This window comes from Gardnerella lacydonensis (genome assembly GCF_048545055.1).
In the GTDB taxonomy this organism is placed as follows: domain Bacteria; phylum Actinomycetota; class Actinomycetes; order Actinomycetales; family Bifidobacteriaceae; genus Bifidobacterium; species Bifidobacterium vaginale_C.
The window spans coordinates 461,526-487,671 of sequence record NZ_JBKQXT010000001.1; the positions used below are offsets into that span (position 1 = coordinate 461,526).

Sequence of the window (26,146 nt, forward strand, 5' to 3'; positions counted from 1 at the left end):
TAAAGGAAATATAAAAAGGAAGGTAAATATGCCAGGAGCAAATCTGACTCGCGTAGAAGCTGCGGAACGTTTTAGCGCAATTCAAATGCCAATTCACTACGATGTTGCGCTTGATTTAGGCAAGGGCGGCCGCGATTTTAAGTCGCACACAAAGATTGAGTTTGATGCTAAAGCTGGTGGTGCAAGCTTCCTCGATTTGATTGCAAACAGCGTAGAATCCGTGGTGCTTAATGGCACATCTCTTGATGTTTCTAAGGTTTTTGCAGATAGTCGAATTGAGCTCGCAAATTTGCTTGAGCATAATACTGTAGAAGTTGTAGCAAACTGCCAGTATTCCAACACGGGCGAAGGCTTGCACAGAAGCGTGGATCCTTCCGACGGCAACGTGTATTTGTACACTCAGTTCGAGGTTCCGGACGCTCGCCGCGTTTATGCTGTGTTTGACCAGCCAGATTTGAAGGCGGTTTTTGACTTTAGCGTGGATGCTCCACAAAGCTGGATTGTGACTTCCAACATGCCAGTTAAGAGCGAAACAGCGCTGGAAGGCCGCGAAACTGAAGACGGCACTTTGGAAAATGGCGCTGTAGAAGGTATGAAGCGCTGGGTGTTTGAGTCAACTCCAAAAATGAGCTCCTACTTAACTGCTATTTGCGCAGGACCTTACGCAGAATGGCATACGACTTACAACAACGAAGACGGTCGCATAGTGCCAATGGCAATGTACTGCCGTCAGGCGCTTAAAGACGCTTTTGCAAAAGATGTTGACTACTTGTTCGATATTACGAAGAAAGGTTTTGCTTTCTACGCTAAGACTTGGGGAGTGCCATACCCGTACGCAAAGTACGATCAGATTTACGTGCCAGAATATAACGCTGGAGCTATGGAAAACATTGGTATGGTTACAATTCGCGACCAGTACGTGTTTGAATCCAAAGTTACAGACGCATATGCTGAGCGTCGTGTTGTAACAGTTTTGCACGAGCTTGCGCACATGTGGTTTGGCGATTACGTAACCATGAAGTGGTGGAATGATTTGTGGCTTAACGAGTCTTTTGCTGAGTTTACGTCTACTCTTGCGACTGCTGAAGCAACAGAATGGCATGACGCTTGGAGCACTTTCAACTCTGGCGAAAAAAGCTGGGCGCTTAATCAAGATCAGCTTCCAACAACCCACCCAATCGTGGCTCCAATCAACGATTTGAACGACACTTCCGTTAACTTCGACGGCATCACCTACGCAAAGGGAGCTTCCGTATTAAAGCAACTCGTAGCGTACGTTGGTCGCGAAAAGTTCTTTGAAGGAATCCACAATTACTTGAGCAAGCATGCATACAGCAACGCAACTTTGGCTGATTTGTTGCACGAGTTGGAGCTTACAAGCGGACGCGATCTTAAGGCTTGGAGTGCTCAGTGGCTTGAAAAGGCTGGAATTAACACGATTTCTACCGAAGTCGAAGAAGAAGCTGACGGCACTATTGCTTTCTTGCGTTTGCGTCAGAGCGCGCCAGTTGAGCATCCTGTTCTTCGTGCACACCGTTTGGCTGTTGGATTCTACAATGTAGATGAAGCAAGTGGCGAAATTGTGCGCACAAAGCGAATCGAACTAGATGTTGACGGCGAAGTGACGGAAGTGGCGGAAGCGTGCGGCGAAAAAATGCCTGCGCTTATTCTTGTAAACGACGACGATTTAACGTACACAAAATTGCGTTTTGACGCAAAGTCGCTTGAGTTTGCTGCCGAAAACTTGTATCGTTTCAAGGATTCTTTGACTCGCTCGCTTATTTGGCTCGCATTGTGGGATATGACTCGCGACGCAGAATTCCCAGCAGAACGCTTTGTGGAACTCAGCCTTAAAGCTTTGGCAACTGAGCGCGAATCAACTACTTTCCGCTATGCTCTTGGTCAAGTAAAGGTAACTGCAAGCCACTACGTGGTGCCAGAGCGCCAAGCAGAAGTCGCAAAGCATGTAGCTCACGAACTCTGGCAGTTGGCTTTGGCAGCTTCTGCAGGTTCCGACGAGCAATTCCAGTTGCTAAAGGCTTATCTTGGATACGGCGAAGTTGGAGATGCTGAGTTTGTGCGTGTAGCTAACGGATTACTTGACGGTTCCGTGCGCTTAGAAGGCTTGGAAATCGACAACGACTTGCGCTGGAGCATTCTTATTGCGCTCGCAGGTGTGAACGCTTTGGACGAAGCTGGAATTGACGCGGAACTTGCTAAGCGAGACACGACTGAGAATCGCGAATACGCATATCAAGCTCGTGCGGCTCGTTCAACTGCAGAAGCTAAGGATTGGGCTTTTGAACAGGCTTTGCGCAATCTCGATTTGACTAATATGCAAATGGGTGCTGTTGTTGCTGGCTTTGCAAGCACTGCTAAAGGCGATTTAGTTAAGCCTTATGTTGAGCGCTATTTTGCTGAAGTTGAGTGGATTTGGAAGAATCGCACATTCCACATGGCTGAAACTTTGATTGAAGGCTTGTATCCAAATTATGCGGATGTAGACGAGTTAGTTGAGCGCGGACAGCTATGGCTTGATGAGCATAAGGATGCGGATCAGGCTTTGCGTCGCATGGTTCTCGGCAAGCTCGATTCTTCTCGTCGCACGCTTAAGGTGCAGCATTACAACGCTTCGCTTTAGTTTTGCGTAATATCCTATTATGATGTTGCGCGAGGTTTGAGTATTTCTCTCCTCGCAAGTGACGCGCACTTTTACGTATAGCTTATGAATGTTAATATTCTAAGGCTTCAGGTTGGCGCTATTTATTGCTCGTAGAGAAATACATCAAACCTTCTGGATATCTATAACAATTGCGTATATCTTAATCACCGAGATTCTCGATTTTTCTTCTTCATTCGATGAATCACCATTTCATGCTGAGGTTCATCTCATTCAGTGCGAAAAATCTCGAATCTCTACCGCACTTGGTGCAATATGCGCGAGTATATATTAATGTGTTAATGGCGATGTTCAATGTACATTCCTAATAAGAAAATAAGAAGATGTAGATTGAATCTAAGTTGATTAAAGATTAAGTTGATTAAATATTAAAATCAAGGAGTCGCAAGATGGCAGAAGATATGCATCAATCAACACCAACAATACATGGTGAGCAACTAAACGCGGATGGTACGCAGAAAGCGCAAGACCGCGTAAACAATCGATCTTTGCGCCCAAACAGCGATTCCTTTAAAGAGTTTATGACTAGTGGCTGGGATAACCAGGAGCCACAAATCGAACCGCTTGAGTCCTCAAAGTACACGCCAGCACGCTTAGAAGCGCTTGGCAGGAGATTCCCAGGCGAGCGCCTTGTTATCCCAGCAGGTCAGCCAAAAGTACGCAATAACGATTGCGACTACGCTTTTAGACCAGACACAACGTTCGCATACTACACTGGCTTGGGTCAAGATTATGAAGCTGGTGCCGTGCTTGTGCTTGAACCAGTGCAAGCAGGCAGCGACGAGGAAGCAGCTGGCAAAACACACGTTCCTCAGCTATTTGTTGCCCCACGCGCAGACAATAGCACTGCCGCATTCTACAAAGACCCACACTATGGCGAATACTGGGTTGGTCCTCGCGCAGGACTTAAAGAGCTTAAGGCTATGACTGGCATTGAAACGCGCGATATTGCGGATCTTGATGAAGCAATCGCAAAAAACGTTAGCGACGATAATAGCGCTGCAGAAAGCGTGCGCGTGCGAATTGTGCGCGAGTCGGATGCTGATTTAACAGCGCGTGTAGATGCTTTAAGAGAAGCAAGCGGATTTAGCGACGAAGATGCCAATATTGCTGCAGACGATAAGTTGCATGAAGTAGCAGCCGAAGCGCGAATGCTCAAAGATGCTTACGAAATTGGCGAAATGCGCAAGGCTGTGGCTGCTACAAAGCTAGGCTTTGACCGCATGCTTACGCGCTTGCCTCAAGCTTTGGGCAAGGAGCATTCTGAGCGCATGATTGAAGGTGCTTTTAACTCCATTGCTCGAGAAGTCGGCAACGAAGTTGGCTACGATACGATTGTTGCTTCTGGAAAGCACGCTCCAATTTTGCACTGGATGCGCAATACGGGCGTAGTTTCTAGCGGCGAACTTTTGCTTATCGACGCAGGCGTAGAAGTCAACAGCCTTTACACTGCAGACATTACTCGAACCTTCCCAACAAACGGCAAGTTCACGGATTTGCAAAAGAAGCTTTACCAGTGCGTTCTCGACGCTCAGCAAGCTGGTTTTGAGGCAGCTAAGCCAGGCGCAACTTACAGCGATATTCACCACGCTTGCATGCGCGTACTCGCGGAGCATTTGCACGAGTGGGGTATTCTAAAGGTCAGCGTTGAAGAATCACTTTCGCCGCAAGGTCAGCAGCATCGCCGCTGGCATGCGTGTGGTGTTGCTCACCACTTAGGTTTGGATGTTCACGATTGCGCTCAAGCTCGATACGAGGCGTATCAGGGTGCGAAGATTACTCCAGGAATGATTTTCACAATCGAGCCTGGCTTGTACTTTGCCGCCAATGATCTTATGCTTCCTCCAGAAATGCGTGGAATTGGAATCCGCATTGAAGACGATGTTTTGATGACGGAGAATGGTCCTGAATGGCTTTCTATCGATATTCCTAAGCAGATTGATGATGTAGAAGCTTGGATGGCTCAGCGCGCTGCAAAGTAACTCGCAGCAGGGCAACTTTTTCTATGCGATTAGTGCCACTTTTCTTATAATTTCGGCGGAAAAGTGGCAACTAACCGTTGAGTTGTAAAGTTCAAAATCCTAAAGACCCAATTTATCTAATCTTAACGCAATAATGTTGTTATATCGCTTTGTTATAACAACATTATTTTATTATCGGCGCACTGCGGGTAAAAATGTTGAATCAACAAGTTGTAGCCAAAATCATTGATGCTCTTGAAAGGAATATAATGACTAAGCCAATCGTTATTTCGCTTGGAGAACTACTGTGGGATTTGCTCCCGCAAGGAAAACGAGTTGGAGGTGCTCCAGCCAATTTTGCGTATCATGCGCAATGCAATGGGGCGGAAAGCTATGTTATTAGTGCGGTTGGAGAAGATTCTCTCGGTGATGAACTTGTTGAAGAAGTTAAAAAAGCAGGGATCAAGCACGTTATTCAGCGCAATGCTTGGCCAACTAGTACAGTAGATGTGGAACTTAAAAACGGTATTCCAGAGTATACGATTGTGCGAAATATTGCGTGGGACCATATTGTTTATACGCGCGAACTTGTAGACCTTGTTAGCAAGGCGGATGCAGTTTGCTTTGGTACTCTTAGCTTAAGATCGCAAGAAACACACGACACTGTTTTGCAGCTTTTAAAGCACACTAAGCCAGGAGCTATGAAGTTCTTTGACATCAACATTCGTAGCGATCATTATTCAAAAGATTTGATTGATGCTCTACTCAAAGAGGCTACTGTTTTTAAGCTTAACGATTCTGAGCTGCTTCTTCTTAGAGACATGTTCAATATTCGCGAAACTTCAGACAATGAGGCTTGCAAATGGTTCCAAGCGCGCTATGGCTTGGATTATGTGATTTTGACTGGCGGATCTACTTTTAGCACAATCTTTACTAAGACGGGAGAAAGCTCCACATATCCGACACCTCATGTGGAAGTTAATGATACGGTTGGCGCTGGCGATTCGTTCTCTGGTACTTTCACTGCAAGGATTTTGGCTGGCGACTCGTTGAAAGACGCGCATCGTGCTGCTATTAACACTGCTGCGTATGTCTGCACTCAGGCTGGAGCGTGGCCAGAATATCCGAGCGAAATCCCAGACTATCTTGCTAAAGCAGGACTGTAGGCTGTAAGAATATAAACAAAAAGCTTCAACTTGTAAGATGAATTAGGGTAAACCTAAGAACCAAACGAGTTGAAGCTTTACTGTTTTATTTTCTATTTTCCTGGTGGGGCCTCAGGGGCTTGAACCCTGGACCGGCGGATTATGAGTCCGCTGCTCTAACCGACTGAGCTAAAGCCCCACGCTAACAAAGTCAGCAACGACTAGATTAGCACACACCCATAAACGTTTAACACGCTATGCAAACACTATTCATATACAATGCGTATTGCAATGAATGCTTATTTGGTCTGGCTAGTCTAGTCGCTATTTTAGTCGCCAGCTGTTTTAGCACAAATAATTAGGCTACTGTAGATTGTCCTCTTCCAGAAGCGAAATTACTCAAAGCTCCAGTCTTACGAACTGCAACGAACAAAATCCAAGGAACAATTCCAGCAATCACAAGACCACTTATAATCTCACAAATCATGTGAATTGTTAGATAATTTACAGACTTACCTTGGTAGATTACGAACATCAAATAAATACCATATTCAATAGCTGTAAGACCACCAGCAATAACGCTTAAGGTAAGGTTATACTTCTTATATTTGGCAATCGCAAAAGGAATTTCGCTAAACACAGCTTGTAAAGCGGCAGAAGCAAGAACCATGAATGCGGAGAATTGTTGACCAAGAATATTTTCGAATACAGCACCAAGAACATTAACATAAATCGCAGCACCAGGCTTACGAATTAAAAGAAGAGCAAGCGGACCAGACATATACCAAACGCCGTGCAAAATGCTGCCAAAACCAGGCAAAACCGTTCGCAAAATAGGTGAAATCTGGGAGAAGAACACAATAGTAAAGCCCCAGTAGATTACACCAAACAAAGCAGCTAAAGCAGCTCCAAGTGATATATCTGCCACTCGCCAGCGAAGACTGCTAATTATTGTAGGCGTAACTTCTTCTTGATTCTGAGCCTTGTCTGTTATAGGCGTGCTGGATTGCGTGTAATTTGATTCATTATTTGATTCATTATTGAAAATATCACTCATAAGAGTCCCTTAACTACTAGACGCTGCGTATTGTAATTTCTTTAAAATCGTCTCTTGACCTACGCAGCCTGGGCGGAAACGACATCGAGTACTCTACCATTTAGTTTCCACTAACACGCCTTTTGAATAATTTTTTGTATAATTTGTAACATTTTTTACTATTGCAGAAATTTATAACGCGTTATAAAGTCGCTTACGCGACGCCAAGCAAGGAATATCGCTCGCGTTGCAAATGTCTCGTGAGCGAGACAAATATAACGAATTTGAGCCAAAAAACGTTACAAATGTCTCATCAATGATGCAAATATAACAAAAAACAGCCAAAAAACGTTACAAATGTCTCACGAGTGAGACAAATCTAACGAATCTGTAGTGCACTTCTACTTCGACACGCCGTAAAGCAGGAACAAAAACACTACAGTTACTAATCTAGATAGTTGGAAAAATGAGCATAAGAATGTCGCATATAACGAACACAGCGTATGGCGAGAGTTAAATCAGGGGGAGTGCAAACAAAATGTCTATGGAACATCCAAATAGTAACGGCGAGCGCATTATTGATGTTGAGCGTGATATCATGCGACGCGCTCCAGAACATAATAAGACGAATCTTGATTTAGACAGAATGCGCCTAATACTTGATATTTTGGGACATCCAGAGCAATCGATGCACGTAATTCACATTACTGGCACCAATGGCAAGGGATCCACGGCTCGCATGGCGGAGGCGATTTGCCGCGCGTACGGTTTGCGCACAGGTCTTTACACTTCTCCGCATTTGCAACGCGTAAATGAGCGAATCATGATTGATGGCGAGGAAATTAGCGACGACCATTTCGTTGACGTGTATGATCAAATGAAAGACATTATAGACATGGTTGACGCTCGCATGGACGCTGATGGCAAGCCGCGCATGAGCTTTTTTGAAGTGCTTACAGCTATGGCGATTTGGGCTTTTGCCGACGCTCCTGTAGATGTTGCCGTGATGGAAGTTGGCATGGGTGGCGAATGGGATGCCACTAATGTTATGAACGCGGATGCTGCAATTATTGGTCCTGTAGACATGGACCACATGCAATGGCTTGGAAACACGGTTGAAGAAATTGCGCGCACAAAAGCTGGTATTATTAAGCCAAATTGCGCTGTGATTTTGGGCCCGCAGCCGCATGAGTCGCAAGTTTTGCCAATTATTCAAGAGGTTGCAAATCGCAATAATGCCAAGCTTTTACGCGATTCATACGATGGGGATGGCGATTTAGAGGTTATTTCGCGCACTCCAGCTGTTGGCGGTCAAGTTGCCACTTTGCGCACGCCTTTTGGCACTTATGAAGATGTTCCGATTGATAAGTTTGGCGTGCATCAGGCTCATAATGCGCTTGCGGCGCTTGCTGCTGCGGAGGTTGTTCTGCCTGTAAATGGTGCTTTGGATGGCGATTTGGTTGCCGAGGCTTTGAGCCAAGTTAAGGTTCCTGGGCGCATTGAGCAGGTGCGTACTTCTCCGACGATTATTATTGACGGCGGTCATAATGTTAATGCTGCTGAGTCGCTTCGCAAAACGATTGAGGAGAATTATCATTTTGAGCAGCTTATTGGCGTTGTGGCAATGATGGCAGATAAGCAGGTTGAAGAATACTTGGGTGTTCTTGAGCCGATTTTAACGAAGATTATTGTTACGCGTAACTCTTGGCGTGATCGCGTTATGGATCCAGAAGATTTGGAGAAGATTGCGGTTAACGTATTTGGCAGAGATCGCGTGATTCGCGTTGACGATCTTCCAGACGCTATTCAAGAAGCTGTGAATCTTGTTGACGAAGACGATGAGCTTGGAGTTGGATACGGACATGGAGTGTTGATTTGCGGAAGCTTTGTTACAGCTGGCGACGCTCGAACTATGCTTATTGAGCGCGTTAATCCAGACTTGAAGAAGCCTAAGGATCAGCGCGCTAATATTCATCCAAACATTGCGAATTGACTTTAGCTAAAGGTGCTTAGCTAAAGGTGCTTAGCTGAATAAGCGTTTAATAATAAACGAATCTCCTTCGTAAGGAACATGCTTGTTGTGCACCTTTATCCAGCGTTCGTCGCCTTTCCCGATAGCAAGTATTATGTTGAGTCTGTTGTTCTCTCTAGCATCTTTTCTTGCGTCTTCGACACTGTACTCAATAGCTTCAGCTCTGTTTATAATAATTCGCGATTCAACGTTTGGATTGGTTACGCAGGATTGCATGTATTTGCAAATGTCCATTTCGTCTTCGACGTTTGTGTCTTCTTGAGTGAACACAAATTGGCTGATTCGATCTTGTGCAGCTTGAACTATTTCTTTTCTCCTGTCAACGGCTTTGTCTCCAGTGGATCCTGTTACAAGCGTGATTCTAAGATCATTGTTACCGTATTTGTCGTATACGAAGTCGACAACAGATTTTGTGGAAATGTAGTTGTGCGCGTAATCTACTATGGCAACTGTATTGGATTCTGTGTCTTTAAAGACTTCCATTCGCCCTGATATTTGAACGTTTTCTATAGCATGTAGGGCTTTTCGATCTGTGTTCTCGTTTATGCCTAATGCGTTTGCGATTGCAATTGCTGCAGTGGCGTTTTCGTAGTTAAAGTCGCCTGCGATTTTTAGATTGAATTCATCTATAGTTGTGTAATTAGGTACGAATTGTTTTTTGTTTTTCTTGCTTTCGTTGTCTAAAACAGCAACATAATGTTCTTGCGCGTCTGATGAAACTGGCATTGCTACATATTTTGTCCAAATAAGCTCTGGGTATTTTTCGTTTTTTTCGTAAGGGTGAATGTCTGAATTATCGCTGCATTCTGGGCAGTTGCAGATGTTTTCGCCCATTTCTTCTTTTCGTACTCTTGAAAATGTTGTGACGTCCACGTATTCGTTTTGTGCGTCTTGGAGTATTAAGTCTGCGTGAGCGCAGTCTGCATTGAGTATAAGCGCGTCAGTGTTTTTTACGATTTGGCGTTTGCAATACAGGTAGTCTTCAAAAGTTGGGTGTTCTATTGGACTTATGTGGTCTGGGCTTATGTTTAGGAATGCTGCCACATTAAAGTGTAGTCCGTATACTCGGTTTACTTTGTATGCTTGTGATGAAACTTCCATTACGAGGTATTTCATGCCGTTTTTTACGGCTTGGCTCATCATGTGGAATGCGTCTAGGCTTTCTGGCGTAGTCAAATTAGATTCAACATATGTTTTTCCATCTAAGCAATTGTCAACGGAGGAGAATAGGGCTGCTTTGCCTTCAGAATGTTCGTTTAAAATTGCATGAGTGAAGTAAGCTGTTGTTGTTTTTCCTTTTGTTCCAGTAATTCCAATAACTTTAAGTCTTTCTTGTGGGTTTCCAAAGAATTCTGATGAAAGCAAGCTCATTGCTTTACGAACGTCTGTTACTATAAGTCCTACTGCATCGGTGTAATCAGCGTAACTTTGTTCGGCAACGTATGTAGTTAAGCCATTTTTATCAGCGTCTTTAAGGTATTCTGGCTTAAAATTGCCTTTAATGAACAGAAGAGTGTTTTTCTTAATATCTCGTGAATCGTATGTTATGTGGTTGTATGTTTTTTTGTAGTTTTTAAAATCGTCCGCGTTCATAGACCAGATTTCGTTGCGCATATGCACGAAATCGTTGTTTTCTATGCAGTCGTTTTGTTCGTCTGAGTTTTCAGTATTGGTCTGTGAGCGTTTTTGGATAATTTCTCGTAGAAGTCTATAATTTTTTAAAATTACGCTTGCGTCTAGCAGGTTTAGATGAAGATTTGTTTTTTCGCTCATTTTGTTCCTCTTGATTTTGAATTATATTTTATGACTTTATTTATGGACTTTATTTGTGATGTAGTTATTTAAGAATTTTATTTACGAATTCTATTTATATCTGCACGGTTGCTGGCGACTTATCCTTAAAATTAAATCTTAAGGATAAATCTTAATGTTAAAGGTTTTTTATGAATTATAGCCAGTTTCCGCTGCTAGCTGGTTTTCCTTTGGATTTTAGCCACTCGTCAAAGCTGTTTTTCCACTTTATATATGCTTTGCGCTGCCATGTCATTAAATCGCATAATTCAAGATTTGCAACATCTTCATGTAATTCGCTTATAGGCTTAATCAAGTCTACTGCGGCTACAGTGTCTGCTGTTGCGTCGTGAAAGTTTCCGATTGGCTCTACACCGTAGAATTGTGTTGTATGTGTAAGTGTTCGCTTGCCTGTGCGCTTAGAAACAGCGCGGTCTATAACTAATGGGTCTACTACAAGAATTTCTCCATCGTTGATTGTGCTATTCGGGCGATTGTTCAGGCTTGTTAAATCCCATTTTTTTAAATCATGCCTTAGCATTTCAACGTCGAAAGGAGCGTTGTATGCGAGCAACGGAATATTTTTGCTTTGCGCGAGGCTTACCGCCGCAGCCAACGCTTCGATTTCCGCCGTCGGTTCTCCACCGTTTTCTTGTAGGAACTCGTCCGTAAATCCGTTGACTTGGCTTGCCTTTGGATTAATTGGCTTGTGTGGGTTTATTAACCAGGTTGCTATCACATCATTGTGAGTCTTATTTTGTGGATTTCTGAGCACAAGAGTTGCTGAGCAAATGGAGTCTTCGCCGAGAATTGCGCCCGTTGTTTCTGTGTCGAAACCGAGCAGGAAGGATTGGCTGAGCGGCGTTTTTTCGCTTTGCTGCTGTGTTTCGTTTAGCGCTTCCATAAGCTCGTTAATGTTGTTTGGCATAGTCTTAATCGTAGAATGCGCTGCAGACCCTGAGTTGGTGTTAGTAAATGGTGGATTGTTATTTTTTGTAATGTTGCGTCTATGAGTTATTTAGTGCGAATTTTTGCAAAATATGTAATAAAATGCCCTCAAAGTACACAATTATATGATAGAATAGCATCAAGAACGCTCGTTATGTTACAAAAAGTAACATTTTCTGAGAGTTGAGATGTGCTTTTTGTTTAGGAGTCGTTGTGGATTTACCTTTGCAAGAGCAAAGAAACAAAATAATAAATACAAAATAACAAAATAGCAAAAGATTTAAAATCAAAAGGACAAAGGTGTATATGAACATGGACATCAATGACGGACTTAACGACGGACTTGGCGACGAACTTAGCGACGGACTTAACGACGTTCAAAATCAGCAGAATGCTGACGATAATAATAATGGCGAATATTCTCATAATTCATATAAGTCATATAAGCCAGGAGAGTATGCTCGCAATCATATTCGCATTACTGCAACGAAATTGTCTGACGGTCGTGACTTTTTCTATCTTGATGATAGCCCAGATTATGTTAGCGGTCTTAAAACGCGCGAATTGAAAGATCCTCGAAAATTAGCGTATAGGTTCGCCTCGCATATTGACGCTGATGGTAATGAAGTACAGTATGCAGCTCCGCAAATGCGTCAAGATCCTCTTACTGGAGACTGGATTCCTATGTCTACAGCGCGCATGAATCGACCAATTACTGCTGGTCCTGGAGCGCTTACTAAGGGCAATCCGCTTGCCGCTCGCAAACCTGGTTCAGCATATCAAGATGGGGAAGTTCCAGACACTGATTACGATGTTGTGGTTTTTGAAAATCGTTTTCCATCCATGGTTCAAGTTCCTGGTGTAAGCTGTGAACCTCATTATCTTAATGGCAATCCACTATGGAAACAGGCTCCTGCAGCTGGGCGTTGTGAAGTGATTTGCTTCGGACCAGACGAAAATATGTTACCGGCTCAATTGCCAGTATCTCGTTTGCGAACTGTAATAGAGGCATGGGCTTTTAGAACGGCTGAAATTAGTCAGATTGATGGAATTGAACAAATATTCCCATTTGAAAATCATGGTGCAGAAATTGGCGTTACTTTAGCTCATCCTCATGGTCAGGTTTATTCTTATCCGTTTATTGCGCCTAGACTTGAGCAAGAATTGCGACATACTCAAGCTTATTTTGAGCGCACTGGCAGTAATTTGTTGAAAGACTTAATGCTTTCAGAGATCGATAATGCTTCGCGCATTGTAATGAGAAATCACAGTTGGGTGGCATATGTTCCAGCAGCAGCGCGCTGGCCACTAGAAGTGCATGTGGCTCCAGTTAGAGATGTTCTTTCTTTGGACCAGCTTGATGATCAGGAGCGTTGGGATTTGGCGCAAATGTACTCAACATTATTGCGTCGTGGAAACGCATTCTTCGATAAGGGAGATGGATTGGGAATGGACCTTCCATATATTGCAGCATGGCATCAAGCTCCATTGCATGACCCTCGTCGTGAAAATTATCGTCTTAATTTGCAATTCTTCTCATTCCGCAGAGATGTCAACAAAATCAAGTATTTGGCTGGATCTGAGTCTGGTATGGCTGCGTGGGTTTCAGATACTACGCCAGAACTTATTGCACAACGATTCCATGAACTCGGTGCAGTTGATTTAGACTAGTTAAGATAGTTGGGATAATTGGGCTAATTAGGCTAATTAGGATAATGTTCTTAACTATATTAGTAATATTAAATGTTATTATGATTTGTGAGTACAAAGGAGTGCTATTATGCCAGTATCATTTATCGAAGCAGTGAAGAATAATGATGGTGCCAGACAGGCAACATCGCTATTTAGTGAGACTTTTGGCGAATATTGCAGCATGCGTTTGCAAGATAATGGTGGAGTGTGGGCAAGCCCTGGGCGAGTAAACATTATCGGTGAACACACGGATTATAACGAAGGATTATGCTTGCCTATCGCTCTTCCGCATCGCACTTTTGTTGCGTTGCATCCTAGAAGAGACACAAAAGTTAGAGTAGTTTCAAGCGTTAACCCTATGTCAATCGAACAAGCGGATCTTGATCATCTACATGCTGGAGATGTAAAAGGTTGGGCGGCATACGCTATTGGAGTAGCGTGGGCATTGCGTAAAGCAGGCTACTTAAAGGTACGTGGTTTTGATGCTGCGTTTGTTTCATGCGTTCCGCTTGGATCAGGCTTAAGCTCTTCTGCAGCAATGACATGTTCTATTGCGCTCGCTTTAAGTGATGCATTTGACTTAGGGTTATCGGATTCGGATGTTGGGCGCGTGCAGCTTATTCATGCGGCGATTATGGCAGAGAATGAAATGGCTGGAGCTTCAACTGGAGGCTTGGACCAAAATGCTTCGTTGCGATGTGTTGAAGGTAATGCGCTTCTGTTGGATTGCAAGAAGAATTTGACGCCATTACAAAGTGTGAGCCAACAGCCGTTTGATTTAGCTGCGAATAATCTAGAACTTCTGGTTGTAGATACTTGCGCCCCTCACCAGCTTAATGATGGTCAATATGCTGCTCGTCGAATGATGTGCCAAGAGGCTGCTCAAGCGCTTAATGTGTCATCTTTGCGAGCTGTTGCTGATTCTATTTCTAATAGTGGGGATTCGCAGCAGACTTTACAAGATACTCTTAATCGAGTGCAGAAGCTTGGTGGCGAAACAATGATGAGAAGAGTGCGCCACGTTGTTACGGAAATAAATCGCGTTCGAGAGTTTGTTGAGGCTTTCCATAAAACAGACATTACTCTTGCAGGAGAGTTGATGAACCAGTCGCATAATTCATTAAGAGATGATTATGAGGTTACTATTCCAGAACTCGATACTGCTGTTGATGTGGCTCGCAATGAGGGCGCTTATGGCGCTCGTATGACTGGCGGCGGATTTGGCGGTTCTATTATTGCTTTAGTCGATACTAATAGGGCTAAGCCGATTGCTCAGGCTATTGCTGATGAGTTTGCAAAACGTGGGTTTGCTGCTCCTCGCGCTCTTTCAGCTGTGCCATCGTCAAGTGGCGAGAGAATTTTGTAGTATCGCCTTAAGAATTGTGCATAAATATTGTGCATAAATAGCATATGTCGTATAAAAATAGCATATAACGTATAAACAAATAATATATAAACAAAATGTGCCTTTGAAAGTTTCTACTTGTTTTTCAACCTGTAGAAACAATCAAAGGCATTTTTTAATGGTAATTTATTGATCTTTTGGATTATTTTTTGATTAGAGCTTGAATCCAGCGTAGTTTTTAGCTACTTCGATTACTCTGTAAACATCAAGATTCGGTTGAATATCGTTTTCTTCCCTTCTAATAAAATCAAGGAATTCGTACCAATATTGTTGCGCTTGTTCGTTGTGTCCGCAAGAAATTTCTCGCAATGCTTGGGAAAGTTTCTTAACGTATTCACGATGCCAAGAGAGAAGCAACCATTCGTCAGCAACGTGACCAGTTTCATTACTTATTTGTTTAGAAATAGTCGTTACCATTGAGTCTGCTAGGCAAGCAATGGCATTGAACTGTTCGCTTTGCTTTAGATTAATTCTTTCACCAATGGCGTTGAAATAATCGCATGAAGAAAGGTAAGAAACGGTTTGCAGCCAATCTACAGCAGTTTTCCAATTACTGCCATACAGTGATGCAAAGTATTCTTGCTTTATGTCATCGTAAGTGCGCGTATTATTCCACAGCATGGATCCCATAACATAATTAGGGAAATTATGTGGGAATCCTGCTCGAAGCTCTTGGCAGGAAATGTAGCCATCTAATCCTAACTTACTAAGATGTGCAATATCGCGGTAAATAGTTGAACTTATAGCCATGTATCCTAAATCGCCATAATGTGCTCGTCCGAGTGGATAATCGTACACAAATCCATCTCCTTGGAAGGCTTTTTTCCAAGAAAACAGGTAGCTTAGATTTTCTTCTAGCGAGTTCGGCATAACTGTATTGTTGCGATTATAGGCTTCAGTTTGTGGAATACCATTCTGGTAGTCAACGTCTGCGTAACTTTTTTCAAACGTTCTACTAATTGGTGCAAACATCATGGTGAAACGTTCTGGATTCGCAATTTTCGCATGCTCTGGCGCAAACAGTAATTCGTGGTAAAGCAAGAAGCAAATATGAGTATCCAAACCTTTTTCCGTAAGTTTTTTGTCAAGTGCGTTAAGAAAATCAACGTACTGATCGGAAGGGAACGTCTTTTTGCATTCTTCACATTCGCAAATATTGTTACAAGCGTCAGACAGCCATACGTGCAGATAATCTACGTCTGAATGTTCTTGAGCATACGATACAACAATATCAACAAGTTGCTTAGTTACTTCTGGATTTGCAAAATCCAAACTCGTTAATATTGGAGCGCCGTTAAACAGTTCTCGTTTCCCTGCAATTTCGGCTACTAGTGGCTTCTTGTCTTCTGGAAGACTGACGCCTGACTCCCAGCCGTATTTTGAGGAGTAGCCTAGAACTTCACCAGTCCAACCGTGTCCAACTCTATGCTGAACAACACCGCGCTTTTGCATTGCTTCATCAACAGAATCACTCATTTGTTGCGCAATATCAATGCTGAATGGCTCTTTCTCTTGATACGGATTAAACTCGTGCTCATACCAACGTTTGAGGAATGGGTAAGGGTTTTCAAATTGTATAAAGAAGCTATTCATACCAATTTTAGGAAGCCAATCAATGAAATCGACTATGTTTTCAATCTTGTCGGCTCCTTCGATGCATACACCTCTATGAGCAAAACTTGCCGTTTCATCAAGTTGAATATTTGCCTTTTCAAAGTCTTCTTCGCTAAGAGAAGGTAGTATTTCGTTGCTTCTGCCTGGTCTTAGGAATCTTGCTCCAAACTCGTAAGCAAACCTGTAAACGGCAATTAATAGTGCTACATCTGTATTAGTGTGAATTGAGATTTTTGCGCTAGTTACTTTCAAGCTAAAAGCATCTTTTAGATTCGCACGTTGCTTCTGCTCGTCGGATAAAAGCTTGAAATCTGCCTCTTCTAGTGTGCTTGCAGGCGTTATTTCCATGCCAAACATTCTTTTGCAGAGGCGTTCCATCTCATTGTAAATAAATTCACCAGTATTAGGATTAGCTTGAACATATAGTGTCTTAGACAACATGTTAATTAATCCTCCTTAGAAGTAGCGCTGTTCTTGCTATCCATTAAATCCTTTTCAGCCTTAGAATGAGCTGCGTCTGCTGCCTTGAAGAATGGGAAGTAGATTATAAAGGATAGTACTACAAGCAGTGCTTGTAATACAGCACCTTGCCAGCTTCCTGTAGCAAGGAATCCGCCGATAATTGGTGGAGTCGTCCATGGTAGTGCGACACCAGTGGTGTAAGGAACTAATCCTGTTGCCATAGCGCCGTATGTTACTACAGCATTGATGATAGGCGTAAAGATGAATGGGAAGATCATAATAGGATTGAGAACAGTTGGGAAGCTGAAGAGGATAGCAGTGTTGATGTTGAACAATGCTGGTATGCCTGAAATGCGACCCAATGTTTTGTATTCGCGGCTCCTTGAGAAGAAGAGAAGGCAGAGCGCAAGACCGATTGTTGCTCCGCCGCCACCCATGTACACGAACAAATCCATGAACGGTGCAGTGATGATGTTAGGAAGCGCGTGACCAGCTTGCAAAGCAATACGATTGGCGTCGGCTTGCTGAAGCCAGATTGGGTTCATAACAGAACCAACAACTTGACCGCCGTTTACGCCGCAGAACCAGAATACGGAGTTGAGGAGTACGGCAACGAATGTTCCTGGAAGTGTTGCACCAATAAGAGCTAATGGAGTTCCAACTATAATAGCGAGAAGATTATTGAGGCTGCCAATTCCTGTGACTTGCAAAACTTTTGTTACTATTGCAAATAGAACAATTATTACTGTTCCTGGCACGAGTGCTGCAAACGAATGTCCAACAGCTTCTGGAACGCTTTTTGGCATTTTAATTGTGAATTTACGTTGAATAAACTGGCGATATATTTCTGCGGTTATGAAGGCTATAACAATTGCTGTAAATAAACCTTTTCCGCCAATAAGTCCGTAAGGAATGCCGTTTGCGCCTTCTTTGCTTGCGATTGGTGGAGTTACGAGAAGGAATGCGCCGATTGCAAGAACTCCTGCAGAAGGTCCGTCTGTTTTGTATGATTCTGCAAGTCTGTATGAAATTCCAAATGCGGTTGCTAGACCGATTAATCCAAAGGAATTGTTTGCCATAGTGCTAAGTAAAGCATCTAATTCGCCGTGTGTGTGAAGCCATTTGGTCCACGCTTCAATAGGGAAGCTTCCAATTAATGTGAAAATGGAACCAATAAGTACAAGAGGCATTGCCATAAGCACGCCTTCACGCAATGCTTTCAAATGCCGTTGTGCTGCGACTTTTTCGCCAAACGGCGCAAGTTTATTGGACAAAAAATCCATCATTGTATTTCTAGCCATTTTTATCCTTTGTTTGTTGTTCATCAATGAACTTTTTGTTTGGCTTATGTTATGTATAGGGTTCTTCACTGAACATATTTAGTTCGCTTTACTTTCTAATTATTGGTTAAAAAATAAAGTATATCTATCATCGCATTTAAATTATCAAAAATCAAACTTTGTCGTCGAATCGTTTTAATTCCAACGGTTATGAGCGTGTCGCTCTTTGTTTTATAAGCTATTTGATTCATTTTTTGCATGTATTTTACAAAATTTAATAAGTGCGGAAATCGTACTTATGAAGGTGTAGAATAGTAATACGGCTTAAGCAATGGTGCGAAGCCAAATATGTTTTCAAGGAGCGCGCATGAGACGAATATACGGAAAGTGTACTGCTTATGCGGTTATTACGCTAGCAATGGCAATAATGCTTAGTGGATGCTCTATAGGAGCGCCAACAAGCAGCGTATCTTCCCAATCCTCATCCAAAAATGGCATAACAGTGTGGGTTATGCAAGACGATTTTACAAAAGAAACACTTAACGCAATCAACAAACAGTTTGAAGCACAAACAGGCGTGCGAGTACATGTACAAGTTCAGCCCTGGGATGGTATTTCTACAAAACTTACAACTGCATTATCTACATCTCGTCCGCCAGATGTTGTTGATATTGGTAATACAAAAATAGCGGATTTTGCAGCAAGTGGAGGATTACTAGATATAACAGAACACGAAAAAATGCTTTCACAAGGTAAACGTTGGCTTAAAGGATTACGAGAGCCAGCTATTTATAAAGATAAGCTGTATGCTGTCCCAGCATTTGCAGCATCTAGAGTTGTTATTTACAACAAACGCATATGGTCTTCAGCTGGAATAACAAATCAGCCAACAACTTTTACTCAGCTGATTTCTGCACTTAACACAATAAAACAAGCTCACAAAAATGAAGCGGATTTTAGTGCAATGTATCTTCCAGGACAGAATTGGTTTGCTGGAATGCAATTTGTTTGGGATTGTGGTGGAAGCTTAGCTTCATTCAATGGAATGCAATGGCATTCGTCTGCAATAAGTAAGAAAACCTTACAAGGACTTAAAAAATGGGCAGATTTTCAAAACGCGTTCTCAACAGAAGCATCAAGATCTGCTGAAATAAATAATCCTGATCAAGCGCAAATACTAGCTCAACAAAAAGCTTCAGCAGTATTGACAAATAGTGCAGCTGTTACAAAGGCAATCTCAATTAATCCATCTCTTTCTAGAAAAGATTTTGCCACATTTCCAATGCCAAGCGTAAATGGTAAGGGTATACAACCTTCTGTTCTTGCTGGTTCAGACTGGGCAATACCGTCTAGAAGTAGCAACGTTGCGTTGGCATTAAAATGGATACGCATTGCTGCAAGCCCTTTAATTCAGCGTAAGTGGATAGTGGAACACGATGGTTGGCTTCCTAATAGTATTGACTTGTTGGATGAATATTTACATTCTCGCGATTTAGACGAGGTGCAAAAAGGATTCTTCGAAACAGCTAGAGTATCTCAATCAACTCCTGCAGCTCCTGGATGGTCAACTATCGAAGCAGATGGTTCTCTCAAAGAATTATTCGCTTCATCTGCTATGTCTGCAAAATCTGTTTTGCAAGCAGCACGCGTATTCCATGACCATGCACAAGAGATTTTCTCTCATAATCAGGTTGGTGGTGACTTATGAGGCTCCTAAAAGTCAGCAAAAATTATAGTAGTAAATCTGCTAGTAAATCTGCTAGTAAAAGTGCTAGTAAAATAGTTCCAGCTCTAATGCTACTTCCAGCTTGCATATTACTTATAGTGTTGGTTATTTTGCCTCTACTTATGCTTGTTGTAGCATCTCTTAGCAATTTTAATGCTAGATCGTTGTTCACTGGAGAATTCGAGTTCGTTGGTATTCAGCAATATTTAACTCTTTTTGCAGACAAAGGATTCTACTATTCTCTAGGAATCACAATTACTTTTGCTGCATTTCTCGTTATTACTAGCGTGCTCATAGGGATGTGGGTTGCGCAAACCATGTTTAAACAATCTGCAGTAGTAAGGGTGATTATGTCTATTGTTCTTGTAGCTGCATGGGCAATGCCTAATGTTGCTGCTGCATTAGTGTTTAAATGGATGTTTCAACCTGGTTATGGAGTAGTAGGTTGGCTGTTAACTCAGTTAAAAATTTTTGGCAATATTCGCAATCTTTCGTGGACTAGTAACACGAATTTAGCTTTTTGCTGTATTGGATTAATAATCGTATGGCAGGCTGTTCCATATATTGCTATTACCTTATATGCTGCACAAAAGCAGATTGCTCCTGAATATGCTGAGGCTGCGGCAGTTGACGGAGCTTCAAAAACGCGTATATATTGGCAAATTACAGTACCTATGTTGGCTCCACAATTAACGGCTATAACCATACTTTCTTGCATATGGGATTTCAACGTATTTAATCAAATATGGTTACTTACTCAGGGTGGTCCTCGTGAATCTACTGCAACCGTTGGAGTTTTTACATATAAGAAAGCATTTATTAATTTTTCTATTGGACAAGGCTCTGCAATAAGCGTGGTAACTACTCTGATACTCTTTTTTGCCACGGTTTACTACATTAGACGACTTCTAAAGAATGGTGATGAGCTATGAAGATAGTTACCTTATTGGATTTGCTTCGTAGACGTGTTGCATTGAATAAAATTATTAACACGTTGCTTGCTTTTGTGTTTATTATTGTATGGATTTTCCCCGTGTATTGGATGTGTGTTACGGCATTTTCACCTCGAAACGAAGTTCTACAATCCAAGCCAACTTTGTTACCGAGTCACTGGTCGTTTGAACATATGCATGATGCTTTTTCTTCTGATTCAATGCTTTCATATGCTTGCAATAGTCTGTTGGTAACAGTGTTGAGTGTAGTTATTGCGGTTATTGTAGCGTTTTTGGCTTGTGCTGCTTTAACTATGCATGCGTTTGCTGGTAGAAAGCTTATTATGGCTGCTGTGATTGTTGTGCAAATGATTCCAGCAACAGCAATTCTTATACCACAATTCATTGTTTTCAATCGTTTTGGAATGCTTGATACTTACGTTGGTTTAGTTTTAGCTTATGTTACTGCTGTGCTTCCAGTGGCAATTTGGAATTTGCGAGGATTTTTCTTAGCTATGCCAATGTCTATTTTTGAATCAGCTCGTGTTGAAGGTGCTAGTGAATGGCAAATTTTGTGGAGGATTACATTTCCCCTTGCAGCTCCAGGGATTATCGCAACATCAGTATTTGCTTGTATTCACGCATGGAATGATTATTTAATCGCGTATACTTTTATGAAAACTCAAGAAAAATACACTCTTCCTGTATGGTTGGCGTCATTTGCTACACCTTCAGGAGTTGATGTTGGTGCTCAGATGGCTGCATCTCTGATTTTCTCTGTGCCAGTGATTGTTTTCTTCTTGATTATTCAACATGGTCTTACGTTTGGTTCTATGCAAGGCGCAATAAAATGATGAAAATAAATAATTACCTAGTGTGGGAATCTTAGGAGAAACAAAGAATGAAAGACTCTGATGATTCGCGTAATAGATTGATCTCATTTACGCCAGAAGATATTCGTAAGAAGAATCGTTGTAATGTTTTAAATCTTCTTTACTCAAATTATATTCTTTCGAGATCTGATGTGGCAAAATTAACTGGTATATCTAAATCGTCTGCATCCGCAGTGGTAGAATCCTTGATTTCCGACGGTCTTGTAAAAGAAGGCAAAACAAAGTCTGCAACGTGCCCTGGTAAGCCTGCAGTTTTATTGCATTTATGCGAGAATTCTAGGCAAATAATAGTTGTTGACATTGCTGGAGAGAATACGATTGTTGGAGCTATAACAAATCTTGTTGGAAAGGTTATAGAGCGTATCCAAACTCCGATTCGTTTAGATGACAAGCTTTCTGTAGATGATATTGTGTCTTTAATCGTTGATTTGCGTAAAAAGACTACGGCACCACTATTGGGAATTGGTATCTCATCTCCTGGAGTTATTGACGATGAAGGGAAAATTCTGTCAGCACCTCATCTAGGTTGGAAAAATGTTACACTGGCGGATGATTTGCGAAAAATATTTAATGTTCCAGTTCGTGTTGATAATAATGCTAATGCTGCAGCCTTGGGAGAAAAACAACTCGCTAATGGATCGAGTAATTTAATATACATACAAATCGCTCGTGGTGTTGGTGCAGGAACGCTGATTTCCAATAAGATTGTTGACGGCGGAAAATTTACTGCAGGCGAAATTGGACATGTTGTTGTTGATGAAGATGGTCTTTTATGTCGTTGTGGTAAACGAGGATGCTTGGAAACGCTTATATCGATTCCGCGTTTGCAACAGCGTATTGCGGATGCTCCATCGGAAAAAGATAGGATTATTACTCAGGCTGGAACTTCTTTAGGTAAGATATTAGCCATTCCTATAGCTATGAATGGTATTGAAGATGTGGTAGTAAATGGTGATAGCAGTATTATTAACGATACTTTTATTGCTAATATGCAGTTTGCAATTAACAGCAGGATTGATAGCAAGCTATTTGGGGCTGTAAGAGTGCGATTCCCAGCATTAAAACAAGATGCGTCATTGCTTGGAGAAAGTGTAGCTGTTATGCGAAGCGAACTTTGTTAATTACTGGCTAGTTGGCAATAATGCAAATTTAAATAATTATAAATAATAATGTAAATAGCTCCTTCGTTTATAAACATATGTTGCGATTTAGATTCATATGTTGTGATTTTACGAAGGAGCTATTTTGTTTATGCGTTTTTGTTTTTTATGTATCTTGTTTTAGTCTTGCTGCTTCCAAGTATCAACGTCAATATGATGTTCTGGATTTGCTTGCCAAGCTTTCCATGCAGATTCAACTATGTCTTGCACGTTGTATTTTGCATGCCATCCCATTTCTTCGTTGATTCGCTTCGGGCTGCCAATTAGCTGAGGTGGGTCGCCAGCTCTACGATCTAGAATTGCCTCTTTAAATGGCAATTTCGTAACTTTGCGAATCTCTTCAACAATCTGGCGCACTGATGTGCCCTTTCCAGTACCAACGTTAAACGCATCGTACTTGCGCTCGTCGCGATCCAAGTACGATAATGCAGCAATGTGTGCATCTGCAAGATCGGAAACATGAATGTAGTCGCGAATGCAAGTGCCGTCTGGAGTAGGGTAGTCGCTGCCAAAAATTGCAGGCGCTTTGCCTTTCTGTAAACGTTCAAGAAGCATAGGAATAAGGTTCAGTATAGCTGGATCTTCTAACTCAACAGGTCCGCAGCCTGCAACGTTAAAGTAGCGTAGGGCGCAGAAGCGAATGCCGTATGGTTTTTCACATGCTCGTGCCATCCATTCGCCGAAGAGCTTTGTTTGACCATATGGGTTAATTGGAAGCATTGGCACAACGTCTTCTGGAACAACCTCTACAGGAGGCTCGCCGTATGTTGCAGCACTAGACGAGAACACGAGTTTTTTTGCTCCACTTTGTCGCATAGCTTCTAAAACATTAAGCATACCGTTTATATTCTGCTGATAGTACCAAAGAGGCTTTTCTACAGATTCCCCGACCTGCTTGCGCGCTGCAAAGTGAATAACGGAGTCAACATTTTCATCCTTCATGATTTGTGCAAGTCGCGCACCAGCGTCTGGAGAAGATATATCCATTCCATAAAGTCGCGCGCCTTCGATGCGAGTTGGTTTGCCATAGCTAAGGTCATCCACTACGACGACGTTTTGCTTGGCTTGATGTAGTGCGTGAACAACGTGTGCGCCAATGTACCCGCATCCACCTGTTACAAGGACTGTCATTTTGAAGCCTTTCTTGCATGTTTTACGCAAAAGTATTGCATAAGATTTGTTATACGAACTTGTTGTATAAGGTCGCTATATATAAGGCAAAAAATCATCATATAAAGCAAAAGCTGAAATAGAAAGATTGAAAAACATACAGATTGTGATACGCACATTTTCCATCAGTTCTGTGTTCATTTTTGCTCATATATGTTATCTTTTGTGATTTTAGTATACAACACTTGCTCGAGAATTTGTACTTTTACAGCAAATTTTTAGAAGCATGTGTGAATCTAGGTGTGTGCGATTGTATTGTAGCGTGGTGTTGGTTTGATGTCGGTGTGGTGTCGGCGTGTTGCGTGTGTGGGTTGTGTGGAATGTTGATTTTTCAATGGTTTTATGGTGTTAGTGTTCTTGTTTGAGTAGTTTCCTGAGAAAAGTCTGGGAAAATTCTTTAAAAACCTTGAAACAATGTGTTTTTACGGTTTTATTAGTGTTAATCCACAAATATTATGGTGAAAATAGTTTTTATTGTGGATTAGTTTGTGTGTAACATTATTTTTTTCTGTTTGTTTTGTGTGGTTGCCTCTTGACTTTTTTAAACGGGGGGGGGGTATGTTAATAACAGCTGCTAGCTAGATGCTCTAGATGGTGGTTATCCACAATGTTTCGGAAATGTTGTTGGATTTTTAATGTTTTCTCTTCGCGTGTTTTACGTGGAGGAGAAGAAGAAAGGAAATTAAAATGATGAATAAGAAGGCTATCGCCGCTTTCGCTGCTGGCGCAACTTTGCTTGCCGGCTTCGCAATGGCAACCCCAGCAATGGCTGAAGAGACTCCAGTAGTTTACGTGAGTGTTGCTAAGGCTAAGACTGCTGCAGCTTACGAAGCTTACACTAAGGCTAAGGCTGTTTATGACGGTATGACTGTAACCCCTAAGCCAGCAGATCTTGCTCCTGTACTTAACACTTACATTAATTTAACTCCTGATGCTAAGACTGGTTTAATTTCTCTTAAGAAAACCACTGACCCAGGTGTTGTTTCATACGAGGCGTATAACAAGGTTGATGCATATGTTAAGGCTTTCAATGCTAATGTTACAGAAACTAAGGCTAAGAATGCTAAGGCTGCTGAGGTTCAGGATCTTTTGAATAAGTATCTTGCTGCTAAGGCTGCTGAAGCAAATGCTGTTCCAGATCCAGTAGAGCCAACTTTGGCGGAGAAGCAGAAGAAGGCTATTGCTGATGTTTATACTGCTAAGCAGAAGGTTGATCAGGCTGAGAATGATTTCGCTCATACTCATGAAGCTTTTGTTGATGCTGCTAAGAAGTTGAAGGCTGCTAAGGCTGAGCTTGCGGAAGCTCAGGCTAAGTTGGATGCTGCTTTGGCTGCTGTGGAAGATTTCAAGGCTTCTGGTGTTAAGGATGATGCAAAGCTTGAGCGTCTTGTGACTGCTTACAATCGTGCTGTGGCTCATGTGAAGCGAGTTAATGATATTGTTCTTGCTGCCAAGAGCAAAGCTTACGGAGAAGCTCAGGAAGCTAATGATAAGGCTCAGGGTGCTTATAATAAGGCTGTTGAGGCTTACAAGGCTGCTTATAATCATGCTGTTGAGTTGGATGTGAATCCTGATCTTCTTCCAAAGATCACGCTTGTAGATCCAGCTTCTGATGCTTTCCCAGAGCTTTCTGAGGCTAAGAAGATTTATGATGATGCTTTGAGTGGTAAGTTTGGTGCTGCTGCTCAGAAGGCTGTTCAGACTGCTGAGGCTAAGGCTAAGGCTGAGGCTGGTAAGAATGCTCCAGCTGCTGCAAACGGTGCTGCCGCTGCTGCTGCTGGTAAGGCTGGTGCCGCTGCTGGTGCTGCTAAGGGTGAGCTTGCTGGTATGGGCGCCAAGGGTGGCCATGGTACGGGTAAGGCTGGCGAGAAGCTTGGTAATGCTGGTGTTGGTGTTGCTTTGACTGCTTTGGCTGCTTCTATGCTTGCTGGTATGGGTGCTGCTGTTCGCAAGATGCGTCACTAAACTAAAAGCACGTTAAGTGTTATCGGTGAGCGTGCTGCGTATTTTTCAGTGCGCTCATTTCTATGATTTTGCTCTCAACTGTGGTAGTTTTCTTTGATTTCTGTCACAAGTTTTCTTACAGGATTGCATTACTGGTTTTTACTGTTTTGCTTAATTTCCTTTTTTCGCAGTGGATTCTGGTGATGCTGGTTTTGTGAGTTGACTGTTGAGGGTAATTAGCAGTGCTGTTTTTGCTAGGGACAGTAATAGTGCTG

The 26,146-nt window shown here is 42.2% G+C and carries 17 protein-coding genes and 1 tRNA gene; 11 read left to right on the forward strand and 7 right to left on the reverse strand.

Annotated features, from left to right (window positions below):
• Positions 1-28 precede the first annotated feature (28 nt).
• The 3 genes from pepN (at position 29) to ACJV45_RS02005 (ending at position 5,807) form a co-directional block, all read left to right on the forward strand.
• Positions 29-2,641: an aminopeptidase N gene (pepN, locus tag ACJV45_RS01995; RefSeq protein ID WP_419397527.1), complete on the forward strand. Its 2,613-nt coding sequence runs from the start codon at positions 29-31 to the stop codon at positions 2,639-2,641.
• A 440-nt stretch (positions 2,642-3,081) separates the two neighbouring features.
• Entirely contained in the window at positions 3,082-4,662 is a 1,581-nt protein-coding gene (locus ACJV45_RS02000) for an aminopeptidase P family protein (RefSeq protein WP_419397540.1), read from the forward strand.
• 248 nt (positions 4,663-4,910) lie between these two features.
• Positions 4,911-5,807, forward strand: a complete 897-nt coding sequence (locus ACJV45_RS02005; RefSeq protein ID WP_419397541.1) for a carbohydrate kinase family protein — start codon at positions 4,911-4,913, stop codon at positions 5,805-5,807.
• A 101-nt stretch (positions 5,808-5,908) separates the two neighbouring features.
• Here ACJV45_RS02005 and ACJV45_RS02010 read toward each other — a convergent pair.
• Positions 5,909-5,985, reverse strand: a tRNA-Ile gene (locus ACJV45_RS02010).
• Between the two features lie 159 nt (positions 5,986-6,144).
• Entirely contained in the window at positions 6,145-6,843 is a 699-nt protein-coding gene (locus ACJV45_RS02015; RefSeq protein ID WP_419397528.1) for an ECF transporter S component, read from the reverse strand.
• A 517-nt stretch (positions 6,844-7,360) separates the two neighbouring features.
• Here ACJV45_RS02015 and ACJV45_RS02020 point away from each other — a divergent pair.
• Positions 7,361-8,815, forward strand: a complete 1,455-nt coding sequence (locus ACJV45_RS02020; protein WP_419397529.1) for a bifunctional folylpolyglutamate synthase/dihydrofolate synthase — start codon at positions 7,361-7,363, stop codon at positions 8,813-8,815.
• 30 nt (positions 8,816-8,845) lie between these two features.
• Here the strand turns inward: ACJV45_RS02020 and ACJV45_RS02025 are convergent, their stop codons facing one another.
• A complete protein-coding gene (locus ACJV45_RS02025) occupies positions 8,846-10,627 on the reverse strand; it encodes a UDP-N-acetylmuramoyl-L-alanyl-D-glutamate--2,6-diaminopimelate ligase (RefSeq protein ID WP_419397530.1) in 1,782 nt (593 codons plus the stop codon).
• A gap of 175 nt (positions 10,628-10,802) precedes the next feature.
• Positions 10,803-11,573 carry an exonuclease domain-containing protein gene (locus ACJV45_RS02030; protein ID WP_415690671.1) on the reverse strand — a complete coding sequence of 257 codons (771 nt, stop codon included), beginning with the start codon at positions 11,571-11,573 and terminating at the stop codon, positions 10,803-10,805.
• 332 nt (positions 11,574-11,905) lie between these two features.
• Between ACJV45_RS02030 and galT the strand changes: the two genes are divergently transcribed.
• Both galT and galK read left to right on the forward strand, forming a co-directional pair.
• A complete protein-coding gene (gene galT, locus ACJV45_RS02035; RefSeq protein ID WP_419397542.1) occupies positions 11,906-13,264 on the forward strand; it encodes a galactose-1-phosphate uridylyltransferase in 1,359 nt (452 codons plus the stop codon).
• A gap of 109 nt (positions 13,265-13,373) precedes the next feature.
• Positions 13,374-14,651, forward strand: coding sequence for a galactokinase (gene galK / locus ACJV45_RS02040; RefSeq protein ID WP_419397531.1), 1,278 nt, complete (start codon positions 13,374-13,376; stop codon positions 14,649-14,651).
• Positions 14,652-14,843: 192 nt separating this feature from the next.
• Here galK and ACJV45_RS02045 read toward each other — a convergent pair whose 3' ends face one another.
• Both ACJV45_RS02045 and ACJV45_RS02050 read right to left on the reverse strand, forming a co-directional pair.
• Positions 14,844-16,745, reverse strand: a complete 1,902-nt coding sequence (locus ACJV45_RS02045) for a DUF4838 domain-containing protein (RefSeq protein WP_419397532.1) — start codon at positions 16,743-16,745, stop codon at positions 14,844-14,846.
• Positions 16,746-16,750: 5 nt separating this feature from the next.
• A complete protein-coding gene (locus ACJV45_RS02050) occupies positions 16,751-18,067 on the reverse strand; it encodes a PTS sugar transporter subunit IIC (RefSeq protein ID WP_004113017.1) in 1,317 nt (438 codons plus the stop codon).
• Between the two features lie 346 nt (positions 18,068-18,413).
• Here ACJV45_RS02050 and ACJV45_RS02055 point away from each other — a divergent pair, with 346 nt between their 5' ends.
• From ACJV45_RS02055 to ACJV45_RS02070, 4 genes are read left to right on the forward strand one after another with little or no spacing between them, the layout of a single operon-like run.
• A complete protein-coding gene (locus ACJV45_RS02055; protein ID WP_004113015.1) occupies positions 18,414-19,754 on the forward strand; it encodes an extracellular solute-binding protein in 1,341 nt (446 codons plus the stop codon).
• The gene (locus ACJV45_RS02060) at positions 19,751-20,704 is read left to right on the forward strand and encodes a carbohydrate ABC transporter permease (RefSeq protein WP_419397533.1); all 954 of its coding nucleotides are present in this window, start codon (positions 19,751-19,753) and stop codon (positions 20,702-20,704) included. The genes ACJV45_RS02055 and ACJV45_RS02060 overlap by 4 nt, the downstream gene beginning before the upstream one ends.
• Complete coding sequence (locus ACJV45_RS02065; RefSeq protein ID WP_419397534.1) at positions 20,701-21,558, forward strand: carbohydrate ABC transporter permease; 858 nt, start codon at positions 20,701-20,703, stop codon at positions 21,556-21,558. The genes ACJV45_RS02060 and ACJV45_RS02065 overlap by 4 nt, the downstream gene beginning before the upstream one ends.
• A gap of 47 nt (positions 21,559-21,605) precedes the next feature.
• On the forward strand, positions 21,606-22,718 hold the full coding sequence (locus tag ACJV45_RS02070) for an ROK family transcriptional regulator (RefSeq protein ID WP_020761758.1): 1,113 nt from the start codon (positions 21,606-21,608) through the stop codon (positions 22,716-22,718).
• A 159-nt stretch (positions 22,719-22,877) separates the two neighbouring features.
• On the opposite strand, the gene galE is transcribed toward ACJV45_RS02070, so the two are convergent.
• A complete protein-coding gene (gene galE / locus ACJV45_RS02075; protein WP_004113007.1) occupies positions 22,878-23,888 on the reverse strand; it encodes a UDP-glucose 4-epimerase GalE in 1,011 nt (336 codons plus the stop codon).
• Between the two features lie 726 nt (positions 23,889-24,614).
• Between galE and ACJV45_RS02080 the strand changes: the two genes are divergently transcribed.
• Entirely contained in the window at positions 24,615-25,892 is a 1,278-nt protein-coding gene (locus ACJV45_RS02080) for a hypothetical protein (protein ID WP_419397535.1), read from the forward strand.
• The last annotated feature ends 254 nt before the right edge of the window (positions 25,893-26,146 follow it).